This is a genomic window from Streptomyces sp. Root1310, from assembly GCF_001426425.1.
Lineage (GTDB): Bacteria > Actinomycetota > Actinomycetes > Streptomycetales > Streptomycetaceae > Streptomyces.
In genome coordinates, this window is record NZ_LMEQ01000001.1 from 800,782 (window position 1) to 819,618 (window position 18,837).

17 protein-coding genes are annotated in these 18,837 nt (G+C 72.6%); 7 read left to right on the forward strand and 10 right to left on the reverse strand.

The annotated features are described in order from the left end of the window. Window positions 1-27: 27 nt before the first annotated feature. Complete coding sequence (locus tag ASD48_RS03680) at window positions 28-678, reverse strand: DUF4360 domain-containing protein (protein ID WP_057599885.1); 651 nt, start codon at window positions 676-678, stop codon at window positions 28-30. A gap of 349 nt (window positions 679-1,027) precedes the next feature. On the opposite strand from ASD48_RS03680, the gene ASD48_RS03685 reads away from it, so the two are divergent. Further along, on the forward strand, window positions 1,028-1,885 hold the full coding sequence (locus tag ASD48_RS03685; RefSeq protein WP_057599886.1) for an intradiol ring-cleavage dioxygenase: 858 nt from the start codon (window positions 1,028-1,030) through the stop codon (window positions 1,883-1,885). A 90-nt stretch (window positions 1,886-1,975) separates the two neighbouring features. On the opposite strand, the gene ASD48_RS03690 is transcribed toward ASD48_RS03685, so the two are convergent. The 6 genes from ASD48_RS03690 to ASD48_RS03715 form a co-directional block, all read right to left on the reverse strand. After that, complete coding sequence (locus tag ASD48_RS03690; protein WP_157880593.1) at window positions 1,976-2,353, reverse strand: hypothetical protein; 378 nt, start codon at window positions 2,351-2,353, stop codon at window positions 1,976-1,978. Between the two features lie 195 nt (window positions 2,354-2,548). Beyond that, complete coding sequence (locus ASD48_RS03695) at window positions 2,549-3,007, reverse strand: Rrf2 family transcriptional regulator (RefSeq protein WP_054238157.1); 459 nt, start codon at window positions 3,005-3,007, stop codon at window positions 2,549-2,551. 244 nt (window positions 3,008-3,251) lie between these two features. Beyond that, a complete protein-coding gene (locus ASD48_RS03700) occupies window positions 3,252-4,763 on the reverse strand; it encodes an alpha-N-arabinofuranosidase (RefSeq protein WP_057599888.1) in 1,512 nt (503 codons plus the stop codon). A gap of 40 nt (window positions 4,764-4,803) precedes the next feature. Further along, complete coding sequence (locus tag ASD48_RS03705; protein WP_242432490.1) at window positions 4,804-5,718, reverse strand: carbohydrate ABC transporter permease; 915 nt, start codon at window positions 5,716-5,718, stop codon at window positions 4,804-4,806. Beyond that, the gene (locus ASD48_RS03710; RefSeq protein WP_057599889.1) at window positions 5,715-6,656 is read right to left on the reverse strand and encodes a sugar ABC transporter permease; all 942 of its coding nucleotides are present in this window, start codon (window positions 6,654-6,656) and stop codon (window positions 5,715-5,717) included. Before ASD48_RS03710 ends, ASD48_RS03705 begins: the two co-directional genes overlap by 4 nt. Next, a complete protein-coding gene (locus tag ASD48_RS03715; protein WP_057599890.1) occupies window positions 6,653-8,011 on the reverse strand; it encodes an extracellular solute-binding protein in 1,359 nt (452 codons plus the stop codon). Before ASD48_RS03715 ends, ASD48_RS03710 begins: the two co-directional genes overlap by 4 nt. 237 nt (window positions 8,012-8,248) lie before the next feature. Between ASD48_RS03715 and ASD48_RS03720 the strand changes: the two genes are divergently transcribed. Genes ASD48_RS03720 through ASD48_RS03730 form a run of 3 tightly spaced genes read left to right on the forward strand, consistent with a single transcriptional unit; the run spans window position 8,249 to window position 11,719 of the window. After that, complete coding sequence (locus ASD48_RS03720) at window positions 8,249-8,872, forward strand: toxin-antitoxin system, toxin component family protein (protein ID WP_199875627.1); 624 nt, start codon at window positions 8,249-8,251, stop codon at window positions 8,870-8,872. After that, window positions 8,869-10,131, forward strand: a complete 1,263-nt coding sequence (locus ASD48_RS03725; protein ID WP_057599891.1) for an MAB_1171c family putative transporter — start codon at window positions 8,869-8,871, stop codon at window positions 10,129-10,131. Before ASD48_RS03720 ends, ASD48_RS03725 begins: the two co-directional genes overlap by 4 nt. Next, window positions 10,124-11,719: a pyridine nucleotide-disulfide oxidoreductase gene (locus ASD48_RS03730; RefSeq protein WP_242432491.1), complete on the forward strand. Its 1,596-nt coding sequence runs from the start codon at window positions 10,124-10,126 to the stop codon at window positions 11,717-11,719. Before ASD48_RS03725 ends, ASD48_RS03730 begins: the two co-directional genes overlap by 8 nt. Window positions 11,720-12,182: 463 nt before the next feature. On the opposite strand, the gene ASD48_RS03735 is transcribed toward ASD48_RS03730, so the two are convergent. Further along, on the reverse strand, window positions 12,183-13,034 hold the full coding sequence (locus tag ASD48_RS03735) for an SMP-30/gluconolactonase/LRE family protein (protein ID WP_057599893.1): 852 nt from the start codon (window positions 13,032-13,034) through the stop codon (window positions 12,183-12,185). Continuing rightward, on the reverse strand, window positions 13,031-13,804 hold the full coding sequence (locus ASD48_RS03740) for an IclR family transcriptional regulator (RefSeq protein WP_057599894.1): 774 nt from the start codon (window positions 13,802-13,804) through the stop codon (window positions 13,031-13,033). The genes ASD48_RS03735 and ASD48_RS03740 overlap by 4 nt, the downstream gene beginning before the upstream one ends. A gap of 154 nt (window positions 13,805-13,958) precedes the next feature. On the opposite strand from ASD48_RS03740, the gene ASD48_RS03745 reads away from it, so the two are divergent. After that, window positions 13,959-14,558, forward strand: coding sequence for a hypothetical protein (locus ASD48_RS03745; protein WP_057599895.1), 600 nt, complete (start codon window positions 13,959-13,961; stop codon window positions 14,556-14,558). Between the two features lie 32 nt (window positions 14,559-14,590). On the opposite strand, the gene ASD48_RS03750 is transcribed toward ASD48_RS03745, so the two are convergent. Then, a complete protein-coding gene (locus tag ASD48_RS03750; RefSeq protein ID WP_057599896.1) occupies window positions 14,591-15,472 on the reverse strand; it encodes a hypothetical protein in 882 nt (293 codons plus the stop codon). Between the two features lie 263 nt (window positions 15,473-15,735). Here ASD48_RS03750 and ASD48_RS03755 point away from each other — a divergent pair, with 263 nt between their 5' ends. Beyond that, window positions 15,736-17,205, forward strand: coding sequence for an acyl-CoA synthetase (locus tag ASD48_RS03755; protein ID WP_057599897.1), 1,470 nt, complete (start codon window positions 15,736-15,738; stop codon window positions 17,203-17,205). Then, on the forward strand, window positions 17,202-18,776 hold the full coding sequence (locus ASD48_RS03760; protein WP_057599898.1) for a carboxyl transferase domain-containing protein: 1,575 nt from the start codon (window positions 17,202-17,204) through the stop codon (window positions 18,774-18,776). Before ASD48_RS03755 ends, ASD48_RS03760 begins: the two co-directional genes overlap by 4 nt. Window positions 18,777-18,837: the final 61 nt, after the last annotated feature.

Here is an 18,837-nt window from a genome sequence, read left to right on the forward strand (position 1 = left end):
CGGGGTGTCCCGGGGGTCGGGACCGGCTCACTTGGCCGGGCACACCTGCCAGGCCATGTGGTAGATCGTACTGAGGTCGCCGTCGGTCGAGTCCATGGTCATGAAGCTGACCTTGCTCGGCGAGGACGTGCCCGCGTTCACCCGGAGCTCGGTGTTGATGTTGAAGTTGCGCTGAACTCCGCAGGGTGCCCAGACCAGTTGGGCCCAGTCGGTGCTGTCGGTCGCCTGCCAGCTGTCGTTGTAGGAGCCGCTGAAGTTGTGGTTCTTGAACACGGTCTGCGACGAGCCCTGGAAGTAGTACGAGGCCCGCTGTACGGCGGTCGCGCCGGACTGCAGCGAGGCGTAACCGCGGTAGTCCGCCTTGGCGATGGCGTACGTGAAGCCCGACGGTACGTGGACGACCAGATTGAGCTGGCAGTTCTTGCGGAACGCCGTGGGGTTGGAGCCTCCGCCGACCTGGGCGAGGTAGTCGCTGTAGGTCACGGTGAAGGCGGTGTTGTCCTCGGAGACGGCGACGGCCGCCGTACCGGCGGGACAGCCGGAGCCGTTCACCGTCGCGACGTCGATGACGATCTTGTCCGGAGGCGGGTTGTCGAACACGGGGGACGAGTTGTGCGCGGGTATCGCCGCGGTGATGAGAGCGGCGACCGCACCGCCCAGGAGCAGCCCACTTGCCATGGTCTCTGTCCTTCGTTCGGATCGGTGGGGGGTGGATGCGCACCCGGCTCGACACATCAACTCTGTGCAGAACCAATGGAGTTGCTGTGAAGAAACGGGGCGATCGCATCGTAGGGAGAGCACTGGGGCCCGCCCAGGCCGAACTCCGGCCATTCACCACGGCCCGTTCACACCCGGTCGCTCCGAGTCAGGAGACGCCCGACCCTCGCACCACCCGCCGCCGTCCGCCACCCCACCGGCGCGATGCCCGAACTCGCGTGGAAACAAAGGCAGTTGACCGTTGCATCCCCAGGTCCCGCACAGCCCGGCATCAAGGATTTCCTCAGATACGCCCCTACCTTCACTCGACATGACGGGAAACACCGAGCACCACCACGAGAACGAGACCATCACCTCCGACGACGGCCCGCAGCCCGGCAGGCACCGGCTGGACACGTCCATGAAGCGGCGCCGCGTCCTGATCGGCGGCACCGCGGTCGCCGCCGCCGGCGGACTCGCCGTCGCCGGGTTCGCCTCCGCCGACACCACCGACGGGTCGACGGCGTCCTCCACCGCGGCCGAGACCTCGGCCGGCACCTCCGCCACCAGCGGCGTCTGCACCCTCAACGCCGAGGTCACCGAAGGCCCCTACTCCCTCGACGGCGCCCTCGTCCGCGAGGACATCAGGGAGGACAAGGAGGGCTTCGAGGTCCGGTACACCTTCACCGTCGTCGACCAGGCCGCCGACTGTGCGCCGCTCGCCGACGCCCTGGTCGAGATCTGGCACTGCGACGCCCTGGGCGAGTACTCCGGCTTCGTCGGCGGCAACGGCCACCAGGAGGAGGACAACGGCACCTTCCTGCGCGGCGGGCAGCTGACCGACGCGAACGGCCAGTGCAGCATCACCTCGATCTGGCCCGGCCACTACGTCTCCCGGGCCGTGCACGTCCACATGCGGGTGCACACCGAGGTGACGCTCACCGACGACTCGTACACCGGCGGCGAGGTCATCCACACCGGTCAGCTCTTCTTCGACCCCGACATCAACGAGGAGATCCAGGCCACCTCGCCGTACTCCGCGAACACCACCAAGGAGACGGCCCTCGCCGACGACAGCATCTACGACGACGGGGGCGCCTCCTCCGGTCTGCTCACCCTGACCGCCCTCGGCTCCGGCGTCTCCGACGGCTACAAGGCGACGATCACCGTCGGCGTCGACTCCGCCTGATCACCCCCGGCCCGGACGGCGCCGGCCGCCGCGGTCCGCACGTCGTACACGTGCGGGCCGCGGTGGCCACGCCGGTCCCCGGGCCGTGTCCTAGTAGGTGTAGCTCAGACCCGACTTGTAGGGCGTGAGGGACCGCTGGCCGACGACCCCGCGGTAGGTGTACCAGCCCCACTTCTTGCACATGGTCTGGTAGCTGAGTGTGTTGTAGGCACCGGCCCCCACCCGGACCCGTGGATAGATGACGTTGTCGCCCCAGTCGCCGCCTGCCGGGCCGCTCGAGTACGCGTCCACCGCCCAGTACACGCCCACGACCGAACCGCCCGCCGGACAGTTCCAACTGCCCAGGTTGACCCAGACGTTGCCCCCGGTCCACGCGCTCGCGGGTGCCGCGGCGAGACCGACGACGCCGGCCGCCATCATCGTCCCCACGGCCCACAGCCTTGCTCTGCGCACGATCGACCTGCCCATGTGACCCTCCCCTTCGTGCAGCCGGAGTCGCGCCTTTTTCGCCATGTCGCTCCGGCAGGGCAGGATCGTGTCACGGCGTCCAGCGCGCCCGCTCCGGGTTCTCCGAAGCCCGGAAATAGGAGATCTGTACGTATTGCGCCGGGCGGGGCCGCTGTCGGTGGCCCGGGATCGGGCGATACCGTCGGTGGCCGTGACTCACGGGTTCTCCCAGGCCGCCGGCTCCTCGGCGAGCGCCTGGACCGGGCCCGGCAGGGCGTCCGCCGCGATGTCGGCGATCGTGACGCCCTCCAGGATCCGCCGCACGTTCGCCCGCAGCGCGATCCAGAGCGGGAGCAGGGGCTGCGCCGAGCCCGTGTACGTCAGGCCGGTCGGACGTTCGCCGCGTACGGACACGATCGGGCCGTCCACCGCCCTGATCACGTCCGCGACCGTGATCGCCGCCGGGTCGCGGGCCAGCCGGTAGCCGCCGCCCCCGCCGCGCCGGCTGTCGACGATCCCGCCGCGCCGCAGGTCGCCGAGGATCCCCTCGAGGAACTTGTGCGGAATGTCCTGCACGGCGGCGATCGACTCGGCCTTCACCGGGTCGCCGCCCTGCCGTACGGCGAGCTCCAGTACCGCCCGCACCGCGTAGTCCGCCCGTGCCGAGATCCTCATGGGCCCATTGTGCCGTCAGCCGCCGACCGTGACGGGGCGGGCGTGGCGGGGCGGGCGTGACGGGGCCCCGGGCGCAGGACCGTCTCTCCCGCGCCCGGACAGGTTCATGCCGCAGGTGTGCGGCCGATGTGCGGCCGACCCACGGCAGACGAGGGGGTGATCGGAAGAGACCGCCGGCCGGCCGGGCGCCGGTCACCTTCGTACGCCCGGCCGCACGCGGCGGCTCCCGGTCAGGCCGGCCCGATCACGCGAGCCTGATCACGTTCCACGACAGCGGCTCCAGCGTCGCCGTCAGCGCGCCGTCCGTCAGCGCCGTGCCCCCGGCCGGGTGCGGGACGACCCGCTCGGGGTCGGCGAGGGTGTTACGGGCGTCCGGGTCGGCGTCCGCCAGCACACTGTGTTCGACGACCGAGGCCAGGTCGAGGCCGGTCAGCCCGATGTGGAGGGGCAGCGCCTCGGTGCGGCTGCGGTTGACGGCGAACACGGTGACCGTGCCGTCGTCGGCGCGGACGGCGGTGGCGTGCAGAAGGTCCGCCTCGCCGTACTTGGCCGTCACGTACGTCGGTGAGTCGACCCGCACGTCGAGGACCGTGCCCCGGCCGTGCTTCGACGCCTGCGCGAACGGGAAGAACGTCGTCTGCCGCCAGGCCGGACCGCCCGGCTCGGTGAGGATCGGCGCGATGACGTTGACGAGCTGGGCGAGACAGGCGACCGTCACCCGGTCGGCGTGCCGCAGCAGCGCGATGAGGAGCGAGCCGAAGACGACCGCGTCCATGACGCTGTAGTTGTCCTCCAGCAGCCGGGGGGCCTCGGCCCAGTCCCGCGTGGCGGAGTCCTCGATCGCGTGCCACCCCGAGATGTACCAGACGTTCCACTCGTCGAAGGAGAGGTTGATCTTCTTCTTCGACTTGAGCTTCGCGCCCACGTGGTCGCAGGTGGCGACGACGTTCTCGATGAACGACTCCATGTCCACGGCCGAGGCCAGGAAGGAGTCGACGTCGCCGTCCTGCGGCTCGTAGTAGGCGTGCAGGGAGATGTAGTCGACCAGGTCGTACGTCTCCGCGAGGACCGTCGCCTCCCACTCGGCGAAGGTCGGCATGGACTGGCTGGAGGAGCCGCAGGCGACCAGTTCCACGGACGGGTCCATCTGGCGCATGGCACGAGCGGTCTCGGCGGCGAGACGGCCGTACTCCCCGGCGGTCTTGTGGCCGGTCTGCCAGGGGCCGTCCATCTCGTTGCCCAGACACCAGACCTTGATGCCGAAGGGGTCCTTGTCACCGTGGTCGGCCCGCAGGTCCGAAAGCGCCGTGCCGGACGGGTGGTTGGCGTACTCCTGGAGTTCCAGGGCCTCCGCCACGCCCCGGGTGCCGAGGTTGATCGCCATCATCGGCTCGGCCTGCGGGCCGATCTTGCGCAGGAAGGCGATGTACTCGGAGAGCCCGAAGCGGTTGGTCTCCGTCGAGCGCCAGGCCAGGTCGAGACGGCGCGGGCGGTCCTCGGCGGGGCCGACCGAGTCCTCCCACTTGTAGCCCGAGACGAAGTTGCCGCCCGGGTAGCGGACGGCGGTGACGCCGAGTTCGCGGACCAGGTCCAGGACGTCGGTCCGCAGCCCCGCCTCGTCGGCGGACGGGTGGCCGGGCTCGTAGATACCGGTGTAGACACACCGGCCCAGATGCTCCACGAAGCTGCCGAAGAGACGGGGGTTGACTTCGCCGATGGTGAAGGCGGGGTCGAGGGTGAGACGTGCGGTGCGCATGAACGCCTTTCGGGGAGGGGGTGCTTGTCCGTCGGCTCGGCTACTGGCCCGCCAGACCCGTGTGGGCCACGCCCCGCACGATCTGGCTCTGGAAGAAGACGAACACGACGATCAGCGGCAGGCCGGCCAGCAGTCCGCCGGCCATGAGCTGGGGCCAGACGATGCCGAAGGCGTTCTGCACGGTGGCGATGCCGTTCGGCATGGTCATCAGGTCGGGGTTGTTGGTCACCATGTAGGGCCACAGGAAGTTGTTCCAGGAGGCGATGAAGGTGAAGATGCCGACCGCCGAGAGGGAGGGCTTCGACAGCGGCAGGACGATCGTGAAGAAGATCCGCCAGCGGCCCGCGCCGTCGATGAAGGCCGCCTCCTCCAGCTCCTTCGGCAGGGACTGGAAGAACTTGTAGAGGATGTAGACCATCGCCGCCGGCGCGCACTGCGGAAGGATCATGCCCCAGTAGGTGTCCACCATGCCGAGCGACTGGACCGTGGTGAAGAGCGGGACGCCGAGGATCGCCGGGGAGAACATCAGGCCCGCCATCGTCAGCGCCATCAGCGCCGACTTGCCGCGGAACTCCGTGCGCGCGAAGCCGTATCCCGCGAGGGAGGCGACCGCGAGGACGATGAAGGTGACGCAGACGGACACCACGACCGAGTTCACGAACCAGTTGGGGATGTTGCCCGCCTCGATCACCGCCTTCCAGGACTCCCCGGTGAAGTCCTGCGGGATCCAGTGCGGGGAGGTCACCGACTCGGTGGGGGTCTTGAGGGACGTCGACAGGGCCCAGGCGAGCGGGGCCAGCCAGACCAGGGAGAGGGCCGCCGCCACCAGCGTGAGGGCGATCTGGGCCGGGGTCCAGGTGCCGCGCGGCCTGCGCAGCGCGGGGGTGAGGGGTGTCGGCGGCGGAGGGGGTGCGGTCGGTGTGGCCGGCGTCGTCGGCGTGGTCGGCGTCGTCATCGGGTCGCGACCTCCTCGCGGTTGCGCAGCAGCCACATCCGCCCGAGGGCGACGGCCGCGACGATGATGAAGAGGATGAAGGAGATCGCGGAGGCGTAGCCCACGCGGTAGCTGGTGAAGCCCTGTTCGAGGGTGTACTGCACGAAGGTGCGGGTCGATTCCTCCGGTCCGGGTCCGAACTGGTACATCACCACGGCCTGGTCGAAGACTTGGAGCGAGGCGAGGATCTGCAGGGCGAAGACCAGGCCGGTGATGTTGCGCAGGTTGGGCACGGTGATGTGCAGCATCCGCTGGAACGCGTTCGCCCCGTCCAGCTCGGCTGCCTCGTAGAGGTGGTGGGGGATGTTCTGGAGAGCGGCCAGGTACAGGAGGAAGGAGAAGCCGACCGTCCACCACACGGTCGCGACGACGACCGCGAGCATCGCCGTGGACTTCTGGGTGAGCCACGGGGTGTCCAGGCCCAGGACGTGGTTGACCATGCCGTTGGTGGGCTGGAACAGCCACCACCACAGGTTGCCGATGACCGCGGAGGGCAGCAGGAAGGGCGCGAAGAAACACAGCCGCCACAGCCACTTGAAGTGCACGGTGTGGTGGGCGATCAGCGCCATCAGCAGGGCCACGACGACGATCACCGGGACCACGTAGAGCGTGAACTGCACGCTGTGCCAGAGGGAGTCCCAGACCAGGTCGTCCTTCAGGGCCTCGCGGTAGTTGTCGAGGCCGACGAAGCCGGTGTGGTCGCCGGAGATGTTGGCGTCGGTGAAGCTCAGGTAGAGCCCGCGGACCACCGGCAGCACGACGAACAGTCCGTACAGGACGAAGAAGGGGGCCACGAACCAGCCGCCGTGCTGGAAGCGGCGGCCCCAGCGGGCGCGGGCGGAGTCGGCGGCGACCGCGGTGCGCGGCGGCAGTGTCCCGGCGTGCGCGAGGGTGCTCATGCGCCGGCTCCCTTCAGCTCCTGGGCTGCCGTGCGGCCGTCCATCGGGTTCTTCATCGCCAGCAGCTGCGCCAGCGCGGACTTCATGCGGCGGGCCGCCGCGTCCGGCGTGGCGGAGCCCAGGTTGGAGGAGGCCACGATCGGGCCGACGCGCTGGGCGAGGACGCCGGTGGATCCGGCGAACCAGATGTGGGGTTCGTTGGCCTGGTGGTCCATGGCGGGGCGTGAGTACTCGCTCTGCGGGGCGAGCGCCAGATAGGCCGGGTCCTTGAAGGTGGGCAGATAGGCCGGGACATGGCCGCCGTTGGCCCAGGTGGTGGCGTGGGTGACCATGTAGGCGGCGAGCCGGTAGGCGCCCTTGTCGGCGTCCCCGCCGCGGCCGGTCTGGTGGGGCAGGACGAAGGAGTGCGACTCGGCGTGGGTGGCCGGGGTGCCGAAGACCGGGGGCAGCGGCTGGGCGCCGTACTCGACCTTCTCGCCGTTGAAGTACGGCACCGACCAGTTGCCCTCCCAGGTGAACGGCGAACCGGCGAGGAACGCCTCGCCGTCCGCCTCGCCGACGGTGACATAGCCGTCGGTGACGTGCTTGCGGAAGAACTCCAGGACCTGGGTGGCCTTGTCGGTGTCGAAGGTGACGGTCGTGTGGTCGTCGTCGAAGTAGGTGCCGCCGAGCTGCTGGTAGAAGGCGACGAAGAACCACCAGCAGAAGTTCTGGTCGTTGGCGTGCAGGCCGAGCGTCTGCTGCCCCTTCCTCAGCTGCCCCTTGGCCTCCTTCAGGATGGCGAACCACTCGTCGGTGGAACCGGCGGCGGGGAGGCGGCCCGCGGTGTCGAGGAGTCCCGCCTTCTCGCAGACGTCCTTGCGGTAGAAGTTCAGCTGGACGTGGATGTCCAGCGGCAGCGCGTACAGCTCGCCGTCGACGATGCCCCGCTGCCACAGCACCGGGTTGAAGTCGGCCTCGCGTACGCCGTACTCGGCGAGGAGGTCCACGTCCCAGGGGTCCAGGAGGCGGCCGGGCGCGAAGCCGGGGATGCGGCCCTGGTGCATGACCCCGAGGTCGGGTGCGCGGTTGCCCGCGGCGGCCATGGCGAGCTTGGTGTAGTAGGGGCCGCCCCAGGCGAGCGTGGAGTCCTTCACGGCGATGTCCGGGTGCCCGTCGCGGAAGGCGTCCACCATCGCCACCTGGTTGGCGCCGTCGCCGCCCTGGAAGAGGTTCCAGTAGCGGACCCGGGTGCGTGCTCCGGCGGCGAGCGCGTCGGCCCCCGTACCGAGGGCGGCGAAGCCGAAACTGCCCGCCACCGCCAACCCGCCGGCGGCGGCGAGCAGTTGCCTGCGATTCAGGCCAGGTTGTCCCATACCTTGCCCCTGCCGTTCCGTTGGTTCGACATTTCGAATTGCGCTCGTAACTTCGAACGGGACCGTAAAATCGATGCGCCTGTACGTCAATGGTTTTGACGGGATCTATGACAGCGCTTTCTATCGGCGGTCGCCGACGGCCCCCGACGGCCCCGGTGAAAACTTCCCGTGACGTGGGCACAACCGGCCGCGTAGGCTCGAACGGGCTGCCGTAGGGCGGTTGAGAAGGGGGAGCGGATGGACATCGCGGGCGCGCGCGGGAGGGCGGCCCGGATCGGCTCGGCGCTGCGGCGCGTGAGAACCGGACCGGCCATGCGCGAGCTGACCGGCGATCTCTCCGCCGCGCTGCGGGCGCGCGCCGGCCGGCCGGCCGGTGTGCGGGAGGTGTGCCGGGCGCTGTGCGAGGAGATGTCCGCGCGGCGCGGCGGACGTCCCGTCGAGGTGCGGTTCGAGCGGTTCCCCGACGAGATCGGGGTGACCGGGCTGTGGGTGGAGTTCCAGGACTTCGACCTGGTCATCGTCGAGGAGCGGGCCGAGGACGTGCAGCAACTGGTCATCCTCGGACATGAGTTGTGGCACCTGCACGCCGGTCACCGGCACCACCACCACGGCGTCGGCACGGTCGCCGCGGGTGTGCTGGCCGCCCGGTCCGGCTGGGAGTCCCTCGCCCTGACCGTCGCCGCCCGCAACGGCTCACGGGAGGACGACGAGGCCGAGGCCGACGACTTCGGCCATCGTCTCGCGGCCCGTTTCCGGCGCTATCTGTCCGACCCGGGACCGGCCGCCGCCGGGCCGGGCGGGGAGACGGCCGCGGTCCAGCGGACCCTCGGCTACCGCGGGCGCAGGGGCACCGCGCGGTGAGCCACGGGCTGTACGTCTCCTTCTGGCTGCCCACCGTGGTCCTCGGCGCGGCCCTCGCCATCAAGCTGCCCAGCATCCTCAAGCTCTGGCGGGACCCGCTGCTGCGCGCCGTCGGCGGCCTGCTGGTCTTCGCCTGCGCCGTGTTCGTGTTCGCGGCCCCCAAGACCATCGCCTGGACCAACCGGGTCACCGGCGTGCCGAACATCGCGGCGCCCTGGGTGTACTCGCTGCTCACCGCGCTCTCCGCGTCCTGGCTGCTGCTGATCATCGCCTGGCGCAACGGCCGTACCGAGCGCTCGGCCCAGACCCGGCGGGCGACCCGCTGGGTGGTCTCCGTCTACGCGGGGGTGGTCGTCGCGCTGTGGGTGCTCTTCGCGCTCGCCGACGTTCCCGTGGAACAGATCCGGGACCTGGACACGTACTACGCCAACACGCCCTTCATGCGTGAGGAGATCCTGCTCTACCTGCTCGCGCACACGGTGGCCTGCTCGGTCACCGCCCGGCTGGTCTGGAACTGGAGCCGCACCGAGGGCCTCGACGCCTGGCTGCGCTGGGGGCTCCGGTTCCTGGGCGCCGGCTATGTGACCAACCTGCTGTTCAGCGCGGCCAAGCTGACGGCCGTCGGGGCCCGCTGGACCGGGCACGACCTGGACTGGCTGAACACCAACATCGCCCCGTCGGCCGCCTGCATCGCCGCCACCCTGGTCGCGATCGGCTTCATCGTCCCGCACGCCGGCCAGTACCTCCAGGAGCGGTGGCGGATCCGCCGCCGGCACCGGAGCCTGCGGCCGCTGTCCCGGCTGATGCGGAGCGTCACCGGCGCCCGCGAGCCCTTCGACCTGCGCGCCACCCCGGAACTGCGGCTGATCCGGCGCGAGACGTTCATCCGCGACGCGCTGCTGCAGCTCGCCCGGTATCTCGACGACGACCTGCGCGCGCGGTCCTACGACGCCGGCGTCGCCCTCGGCTTCGAGCGCGGCCGGGCGCAGGCCCTCGCCGCCGCCGTGACGCTCCTGGACGCGGTCGAGGCCCGGGCCCGGGCGCTGCGGCACCCGGAGCCCCCGGAAGCCGCCGCCTCCCCCGTCCCGGGCGCCTCCCCCACCACCTCGTCCGACCCGTCCGGATCCTCCCGGCCGGACACCACCTACCTCCTGCGGGAGATCCAGGCCGTGTCCCGCGCCCTTCGCCACCCCGTCGACATCCAGGCGGTCCGCGCTCACGCGGCCGCCCCGGCAGAGAGCATGTCCACGCATGAGTGAACCCTCCAACCCCGCCAGAACCGCCGTAGTCCTGGGGGGATCACATGCGGGCATGCTCGCGGCCCGCGCCCTGGCCGGCCTCGCCGACCGGGTCGTGGTCGTCGAGCGGGACGTACTGCCCGACGGCCCCGCCCCGCGCAAGGGCCTGCCCCAGGCCCGTCACGCCCACATGCTGTGGTCGGGCGGGGTCCGGGCGGTGGAGGAACTGCTGCCGGGTGCCACCGAGGCCCTGCTGGCCGCCGGGGCGCGCCGGGCGCCGGTCACCACGGACATGGTCGTCATGGGCGCACGGGGCTGGTTCCGTCGGTGGCCCGAGTCGCACCACGTGATCCTGGCCGGCCGCGACCTCCTGGACGCGACGATCCGGGCCCAGGTCCTCGCGGACGACCGGATCGAACTGCTCTCCGGCGTCGAGGTGCTGGGCCTGGCGGGCGACGCGGGGGCGGTCACCGGGGTACGGGTGAGAGCCCTGGGCTCCCCGGCACCGACCGCCGCCGCGGCGCTGGGCGCGAGGGCGGGCGGGGGCTCCCGCCCGGCGACGGGTGCGGGCCCGGCACCGGACTCCGTCCCGGCACCGGACTCCGCCTCGGCCGCGGGCGCGGGGCCGGTCCCGGACGCGGCCATCGGCGCGGGCGTGGGCATCGGCGCGGGCGCGGGCATCGGCGCGGGTGCGGAGTGGGTGGTCTCCGGTGGACTGGTGGTCGACGCGACCGGGCGCGGGTCACGGGTCGGGCGGTGGCTGACCGAGCTCGGGCTGCCCGAGGTCGAGCGGCGCGAGGTGGACTCCGGGCTGGCGTACGCCAGTCGTCTCTACCGCGCGCCGGAGCAGGCCCGGTCCGGGTATCCGATCGTCAACGTGCAGCCCGATCCGCGTGCCGGGGGGCCGGGGCGGGCGGGGTTCCTGCTGCCCATCGAGGACGGACACTGGATCGCCACCCTCAACGGCACCCGGGGCGGCGAACCCTCCACCGGGAACGACGACTTCGTCCGCTTCGCCCGCGAGGATCTGCGCCACCCGGTCATCGGCGAGCTTCTCGAACAGGCCGAGCCGGTGTCCGACGTGGCGTACACCCGGGCCACCGTGAACCGTCGCCACTTCTACGAGCGGATGCCGGCCTGGCCGGAGAACCTGGCCGTCGTCGGCGACGCACTCGCCGCGTACAACCCGCTCTACGGCCACGGTCTGGCCGTCGCCGCCCAGAGCGCGGTGATCCTGCGGGACGTGGTGCGCCGGCGGGGATGGGGCTCCGCGGGGCTGTCCCGGCGGGTGCAGAAGGCGGTGGCCCGGCCCGTGAGCACCGCGTGGGACCTCGCGGTCGGCCAGGACGTGTTCTGCCCGGGAGCGACGGAGGAGGGGCCGACCCTCCGGGACCGGCTCGTGGCCGCGTATGTCGGCCGCCTGATGCTCACGGCCACCGGCAACGGCCGGATCGCCCGCCGGGTGACGGATGTGACGTCACTGGAGCGGGGACCCGAGGTGCTGCTGGCTCCGTCGGTGCTGCTGGCGGCCGCGATGGGCCCGTGGAAACCGGCGCTGACCGGCCCACCACTGACCGCGGACGAGCTGAAACGGGCGGGCCTGGAGTAGTCCGGGACGCCGGGCGCGCGGGGCAGTCCCGGGCTGCCGGGCAGTCCCGAGCATCCGGGGTGGCGCCGGGCAGCGCCGGGCCGCCGGGCCGTGCCGGGCAGCGCCGCAGTGCCGGGCAGTGGCGCAGCGCCGGGCCGTGTCGGGCAGCGACGCAGTGCCGGGCAGTGGCGGGCAACCGGGCAGCAGCGGGGGGCCGGCCAGTGCCGGGCAGCAGCGCAATGCCGGGCAGCGGCGCAATGCCGGGCGGCCGGGCAGTCCCGAGCATCACGAGCGGCGCCGGGCCGCCACGCAGTGCCGGGCAGCCGGGCACCGCCGGGCAGCCGGGCAGCCGGGCAGAGAGGGTGGCGCGGGGCCGGCCACCCGCCCCTGCGCCGGGCCGGCCGGGCGGGCCGTGCTGTGCCGGGCCGTGCCGTGCCGGGCGGGTTGCCCGTGTTCGCCCGGGTGGGGGGGGGCGGGCCCGCGCTCAGCCCGCGAACGCCGGTTGGGGCAGGCCCTTTCCGGCCCCCGGTACCACCAGCAGCGATCCGGCGACCGGGTGCGGTGACTCCAGGCCCACCCGGGCGGTGGTGATGTACAGGTCGGTCAGGTCGGCGCCGCCGAACGCGCAGGCCGTGATCCTGGGGGTCGGGAGGGTGAGCACCCGGTCCAGTTCACCCGCCGGGGTGTAGCGGCGTACCGCTCCGCCGTCCCACAGCGCCACCCACACGCAGCCGTCGGCGTCCACGGTGAGACCGTCGGGGAAGCCGGCGCCGTCCTCGATCTCGACGAGGGTGCGGCGGTCGCCCACCCGCCCGTCCGCCGAGTACGCGAAGACGTCGACCCGGCGCGTCGGCGAGTCGATGTAGTACATCAGCGTCCCGTCCGGGCTCCAGCCGGTGCCGTTGCTGACCGTCACGTCGTCGAGGACCGGCTCGGGCGAGCCGTCACCGGTGACCCGGAACAGCGTGCCCCCGCCCGGGGCCTCGTCGTAGCGCATGGTGCCGGCCCAGAGGGAGCCGTCGGGCGCGACGGCGGCGTCGTTGGCGCGGCGGCCGGGGACCGGCTCGTGGTGCAGCCAGCGAAAGCTGTCGTCCGGGTCGAGCAGACCCACGCCGTCCCGGAGGTTGAGGACCAGGCCGCCCCCGGTGCGCGGCTTGGCCGCGCCCACGTGCTGGTCGGTCACCCGGACCGTGCGGCGGCCGGTCGAGGGGTCGTAGCCGTGCAGGCGCGAGCCGAGTATGTCCAGCCAGAGCAGCCGGCCGGTGACCGGGTCCCAGGTGGGTCCCTCGCCGAGGGCCGCCCCGGCCCGCACGGCCACCTCGTACGACGACGTCATGAAACGCTCCGGTAGCCGAGCAGCTCGGACAGCTCGGCGGCGCCCTTCGCGGCGAGCTGCTCCAGTTCGACGCGGCGCTCGTCGCTCCAGCGGATCATCGGCACGGAGATGGACAGGGCGGCGACGACCTGGCCCGTGCGGTCGCGCACCGGCGCCGCCACACAGCTGACGTCCGGGTTGGACTCGCGGCTCTCCACCGCGACGCCCCGCTCCCGGATCTCCGCCAGGGCCTCACGCAGGGCGCCCGGCTCGGTGATGCTGTTCGGGGTCATCCGGATGAGGTCGGCGTCGTCGGGGATGCGCGCGCTGAGCTCCGGCTCGGAGAGCGAGGCCAGCAGCATCTTGCCGACGGACGTGCAGTGGGCCGGAAGACGACGGCCGGCGGCCGACACCATCCGGACGGCGTGCGTGGAGTCGACCTTGGCGATGTAGATGACGTCCGCGCCCTCCAGGATCGCCACGTGGACCGTCTCGTCACACGTCTCAGCGACGGAGCGCGCGACCTGCTGACCCTCGGCCGCGAGGTCGAGCTGCTCGGCGTAGCGGCTGCCGAGCTGGTACGGACGTACGCCCAGGCGGTAACGTCCGGGCTGTCCCGGTACGGCCACGATGTACGACCGAGCCGAGAGTGTGGTCACCAATTCGTGCACGGTGGTGCGCGGAAGCTGGAGCTTGCGCACTATGTCGGGGGCGGAGAGCGAACCGTCCCCGTCGAGGAAGAGCTCGAGAATGTCGAGAGCTCGGGTCACGGCAGGTACGAGGCGTCCCACAACCGGCCCCCTCCCTTAGATAGTCGTCTCAGTGCCTGTGTTCGAGATTTCAACAGGCGATCGGCATGACGAACACAGGCTGTCATACGGCGTTGCGCCGGGCAATGGTCGGGAAACGCACAGTGGCCCAGGAGGGGGCGCCGGGTGGGCCAGGATGGGGAGCATGCCGACCCAGAAACGCCTCGCCGGCTCGTTCACGGCGTTCGATTTCCAACAGGTCCTGCTGCGCCGCATGGCCGATCACAACCCTGACCTGGTGGAGGACGCCCGCCATGCGCTGGGTGTCTCCCTCGCACAGATGCGGGAGGCCAACAAGCGCTGGCAGGCGATGCTCCACTCCCCGCACGCACGGGGCGCGCTGGCCCGCTACCGCTCGGTCCTCGGCGAACCGGAGTCCCGGACACCCCGCCGCGTCGGGGACCTCGACTGCGAGGCCTGGCTCTGGCCGCTGCCCCTGTGGCCCGACCTGCGCTTCGAGGTGCTCCTCGCGCCGAACGGCAGCGTCTGGAACGAGTGGCTGGTCCGCGCCCCGGGAGCCACTCCGCCGCGCCTGACCGGCCTCGACGACCTCACCCCCTGGTCCTGCACGGTCGACGAGGCCGCGCACGCCTTCGCCCCGGCCCGGCCGCTGGAGGGCACCGCCCCCACCCGCTGGGGGCTGGCGTTCACGGCCCCGGACGGCTGGGGCGTACGCCGCGAGGTCGTCGCCGAGTTCACCTGGGGGCTGCTGCAGCGCACGGGGGTCCGGGAGTAGCGGCGGGCCGGTGGTGCGCGGGAGTGGGGCGGTCAGGGGGTGGCCGCCGCCAGGATCGCCGCCACGACGGTCGGCACCGACTGCGGATGCAGGAACAGGAACAGGTTCGGCTCGACCAGTTCCAGCTCCATCACGCGCGGTTCCCCGTCGTCGCCGTCCACGAGGTCGACCCGGGCGTAGAGCAGCTCCGGCGCGTCCGGTACGGCCGCCAGGGCGCGTTCGGCGACGGCGAGCTCGGCCGAGGTCGGCGTCCAGGGCTCCAGCCCGGGGTGGGCGACCTTGTCCGCGTCGAAGGCGGTGCCGGGGGCCAGTACGGCCCGCTTGCGGCTGGCGTGCAGCAGGCGCCCGCCGAAGAACTGCAGGGCCCGCTCACCGCCGGTGTCGATGCTGCGCATGTACGGCTGCACCATCGCCGTCAGCCCTTCGGCGTGCATCCGCGCGAGGTGCCGCACGGCCGCCTCGTGCCGGTCCGGCGTGTAGCGGGCGGCGTACCGCGCGCCGGCGCCGGAGGTGGGCTTGACGACGTACTCGTGGCCGTCCGGCAGCCCCGCGGGGGCGTCGGCGTCGCCCGGGGCGAGATAGCGGGTGGGGACCGTGGGCACGCCGGCCGCGGCGAGCTCCCCGATGTACCGCTTGTCGGTGTTCCAGCGCACGACGGAGGCCGGATTGGCCAGCCGCGTCAGCTTGCCGCACCGCTCCGCCCAGGCGGTGAACTCGGCGGCGCGCCAGCTGTAGTCCCAGGTCGAGCGGATGACGGCGAGGTCGTAGGAGGCCCAGTCGGCGTCGGCGTCGTCCCAGCACACGATGTCCGCCTCGGCACCGGCCGCCGCCAGCGCCGCCCGCAGCCCCGGCAGGTCGCGGTCCTTGCTCGGCTCCGGCCGGGGGTCGTAGGTGACGAGGGCGACTCGGGGCACGGCGGAACTCCGTTCTCGTACGTCTGTACATCCGTACGTCTGTGTCATGTCCCCCCGCAGGTTAACGGCCGTCCCCGCGACCGGGACAACCCGCTTGAACTTCCCCCTCGGGCAGGCCCCGGCATCGGTGGCGCCGGCGGGCCGGACAACGTCAGCTGCGTCGTCGCGGACGTGGTGGAGACGGCGGCCTGACAGGTGACGGCCTGGTGGGTGGGGTAGGAACGGGTCTGTCATGTCCCGCAGCCACCCAAGGAGCGCGTTCCGTGTCCTCACTCTTCCCGGCCCTGACGGACGAGCCGTCCGGGCGCCCCGCCCTGCGGTTCGGCGAGCGTTCCCTGACGTACGCCCAGCTCGCCTCGGCGGCCGGTGCCGTCGGTGCGCGGGTGCGGGAGGAGGGGCGGGTCGCCGTGTGGGCGACGCCTTCGCTGGAGACCGCCGTCGCGGTGGTGGGCGCGCTGCTCGCCGGGGTGGCCGCCGTGCCGCTGAACCCGAAGTCGGGCGACAAGGAACTCGGGCACATCCTGGGCGACAGCGCGCCGCGGGTGGTCCTGGCGGCCCCCGGCGACGAGCTGCCCGCCGCACTGCGGGAACTCGAACGGATCGATGTCGAGGCGGAGGCCGACGCCGAAGCCGAAGCCGACGTACGGGGTGCCGGTGCGGGCGTGGCGCCCGTGGGGGACGAGGACCCCGCCCTCGTCGTGTACACCTCCGGCACCACCGGGCCGCCCAAGGGCGCGGTGATCCCGCGTCGGGCGATCGCCACGACCCTGGACGCGCTCGCCGACGCCTGGCAGTGGACCGGGGAGGACGTCCTCGTGCACGGGCTGCCGCTGTTCCATGTGCACGGGCTGGTGCTGGGGATCCTCGGCCCGCTGCGGCGCGGCGGGTCGGTGCGGCATCTCGGGAGGTTCGGCACGCAGGGCGTGACGCGGGAGCTGACCACCGGGGCGAGCATGCTCTTCGGGGTGCCGACGATGTACCACCGCATCGCCGAGGCGCTGCCCGACGATCCCGAGCTGGCCGAGGCGCTCGCCGGGGCGCGGCTGCTGGTGTCCGGTTCGGCCGCGCTGCCCGTGCACGACCACGAGCGGATCGCGGCCGCGACCGGGCGGCGGGTGATCGAGCGGTACGGGATGACGGAGACGCTGATGAACACCAGCGTGCGGGCGGACGGGGAGGCGCGGGCGGGAACCGTCGGGGTGCCGCTGCCCGGCGTGGAGCTGCGGCTGGTGGACGAGGACGGGTCGGCCGTCGAGGCGTACGACGGGGAGAGCGTCGGGGAGATCCAGGTTCGCGGGCCGAACCTGTTCACCGAGTACCTCAACCGGCCCGACGCCACCGCCGCGGCCTTCACCTCCGACGGCTGGTTCCGCACGGGTGACGTGGCCGTGCGCGACCCCGACGGCTATGTCCGGATCGTCGGGCGCAAGGCGACCGACCTCATCAAGAGCGGCGGGTACAAGATCGGGGCCGGTGAGATCGAGAACGCGCTGCTGGAGCATCCGGGGGTGCGCGAGGCCGCCGTCACCGGGGAGCCGGACGCGGACCTCGGGGAGCGGATCGTCGCCTGGGTCGTGCCGACGGATCCCGAAGCGCTTCCGGCGGAGGGCGAGTTGGCCGACCATGTGGCCCGTCGGCTGGCGCCGCACAAGCGGCCTCGCGTCGTGCGCTATCTCGACGCGCTGCCCCGCAACGACATGGGGAAGATCATGAAGCGGGCGCTGCCGTCATGACGGTGCCGCGGGCGAGCGCGCGCGAGGTCGTCGCCCTCGTCGCCGACGACTTCGCCCGGTTCCCCGACCCGCCCGGCGGGGACCGGTCCTCCGCTCCCGACGGGCCCCTCGGCTGGCCCGGCTACGACGCCTCGCGCGAGCGCGCCGCCCGGCGCACCGGCGAGCCGGAGTCCGTCGTCTGCGGCACGGGGAGTGTCGGGGGCACCCGGGCCGTGCTGATCGCCTTCGAGTTCGGCTTCCTGGGCGGTTCGCTGGGCGAGCGCACCGGCGACCGGCTGGAGGCGGCGTACACGTACGCCCGTGAACACCGCCTGCCGGTCGTGCCGTTGGTCGCCACGGGCGGCAGCCGGATGCAGGAGGGCATGCTCGCCCTGACCCAACTCCAGCGGGTGGCACGGCAGTCGGCGCTCACCCGGGAGGCCGGGCTGCCGCAGATCGCGGTCCTGCGGGACCCGACGACGGGCGGCGGCTGGGCCACTCTGGGCGCGGGCGCCGACGTGGTGCTCGCGCTGCCGGACGCCCAGGTCGGCTTCGCGGGCTCACGCGTCCGGCCGCCGGACGCCGACCCGGCCGCCTACACGGCCGAGGCACAGTTCGCGGCCGGAGCGGCGGACGCGGTGGTGCCCCCGGCGGAGCTACGGGAGGTGCTGGGCGGATGGCTGCGCCTGCTGACCGACGGTACGCCCGCAGCACCTCGTCCGGCGGCGACCCCCCGTCCGGTGGCGACCCCCGGCGACCCCGGCGCGGCACGGGAGGCGACACCCCCCGGGTCCGGCCCCCGACCGGCGCCGCACCACGAAGCCGCGGCAGCGCCGCCCGAGACCCACGGCTCCCCCGACGGCCCGGCCGCCGCCGGGGCAGGCGCCGTACCCGGCACGGGCAGCCCGCCGGCCGAACCCCCGCCGACATCGGGTCGCGAGCCCGCACCCGTTCCCGTCGCGCTCGGTGTCGCGGATCTGCCGCGTACCGGGTGGGAGGCCGTTCGGCGGGCCCGTGCGCCGGAGCGGCCGCGTGCCCGGGCCTATCTGAACGCCTACTTCAGCCACCGGCTCGCGATCTCCGGGGACCGGTGCGGCGGGGCCGACCCGGACGGGATGCTGTGCGGCTTCGGGGTCCACCGGGGCCGTACGGTCGGCTACGCCGCCCAGACCGGGGCGGCCACCCGGCCCGCCGGGTACCGCACGGCCGCCCGGCTGATCCGCCTCGCGGACCGGCTCGGCATCCCGGTGCTGACGCTGGTGGACACCCCGGGCGCGGCCAACGACGCCGAGGCCGAACGGCAGGGGGCCGGCGCGGCGATCGCGGAGCTGTTCGGCGTGGTCGCCACCGCCCGGACGCCGATCACCACGCTGGTCATCGGCGAGGGCGGTTCCGGCGGCGCGCTGGCCCTGGCCGCGCCCGGCCGCACCTGGGCCACCCCGGACAGCTATTTCTCGGTGATCGCACCGGAGTCGGCGGCGGCGATCCTCAAGCGGCCCCCGGAGGAGGTGGAGGCGACGGCCGATCAACTCCGGATCAGGCCGCAGGACTTGGCGGAGCTGGGGGTGATCCGGATCACGGAGGCGCGCTGAACGCAGGACAATCTCCAGTACCGTCCGTGACAATGGATGCGCGCAGAGCCGCAGGACCACA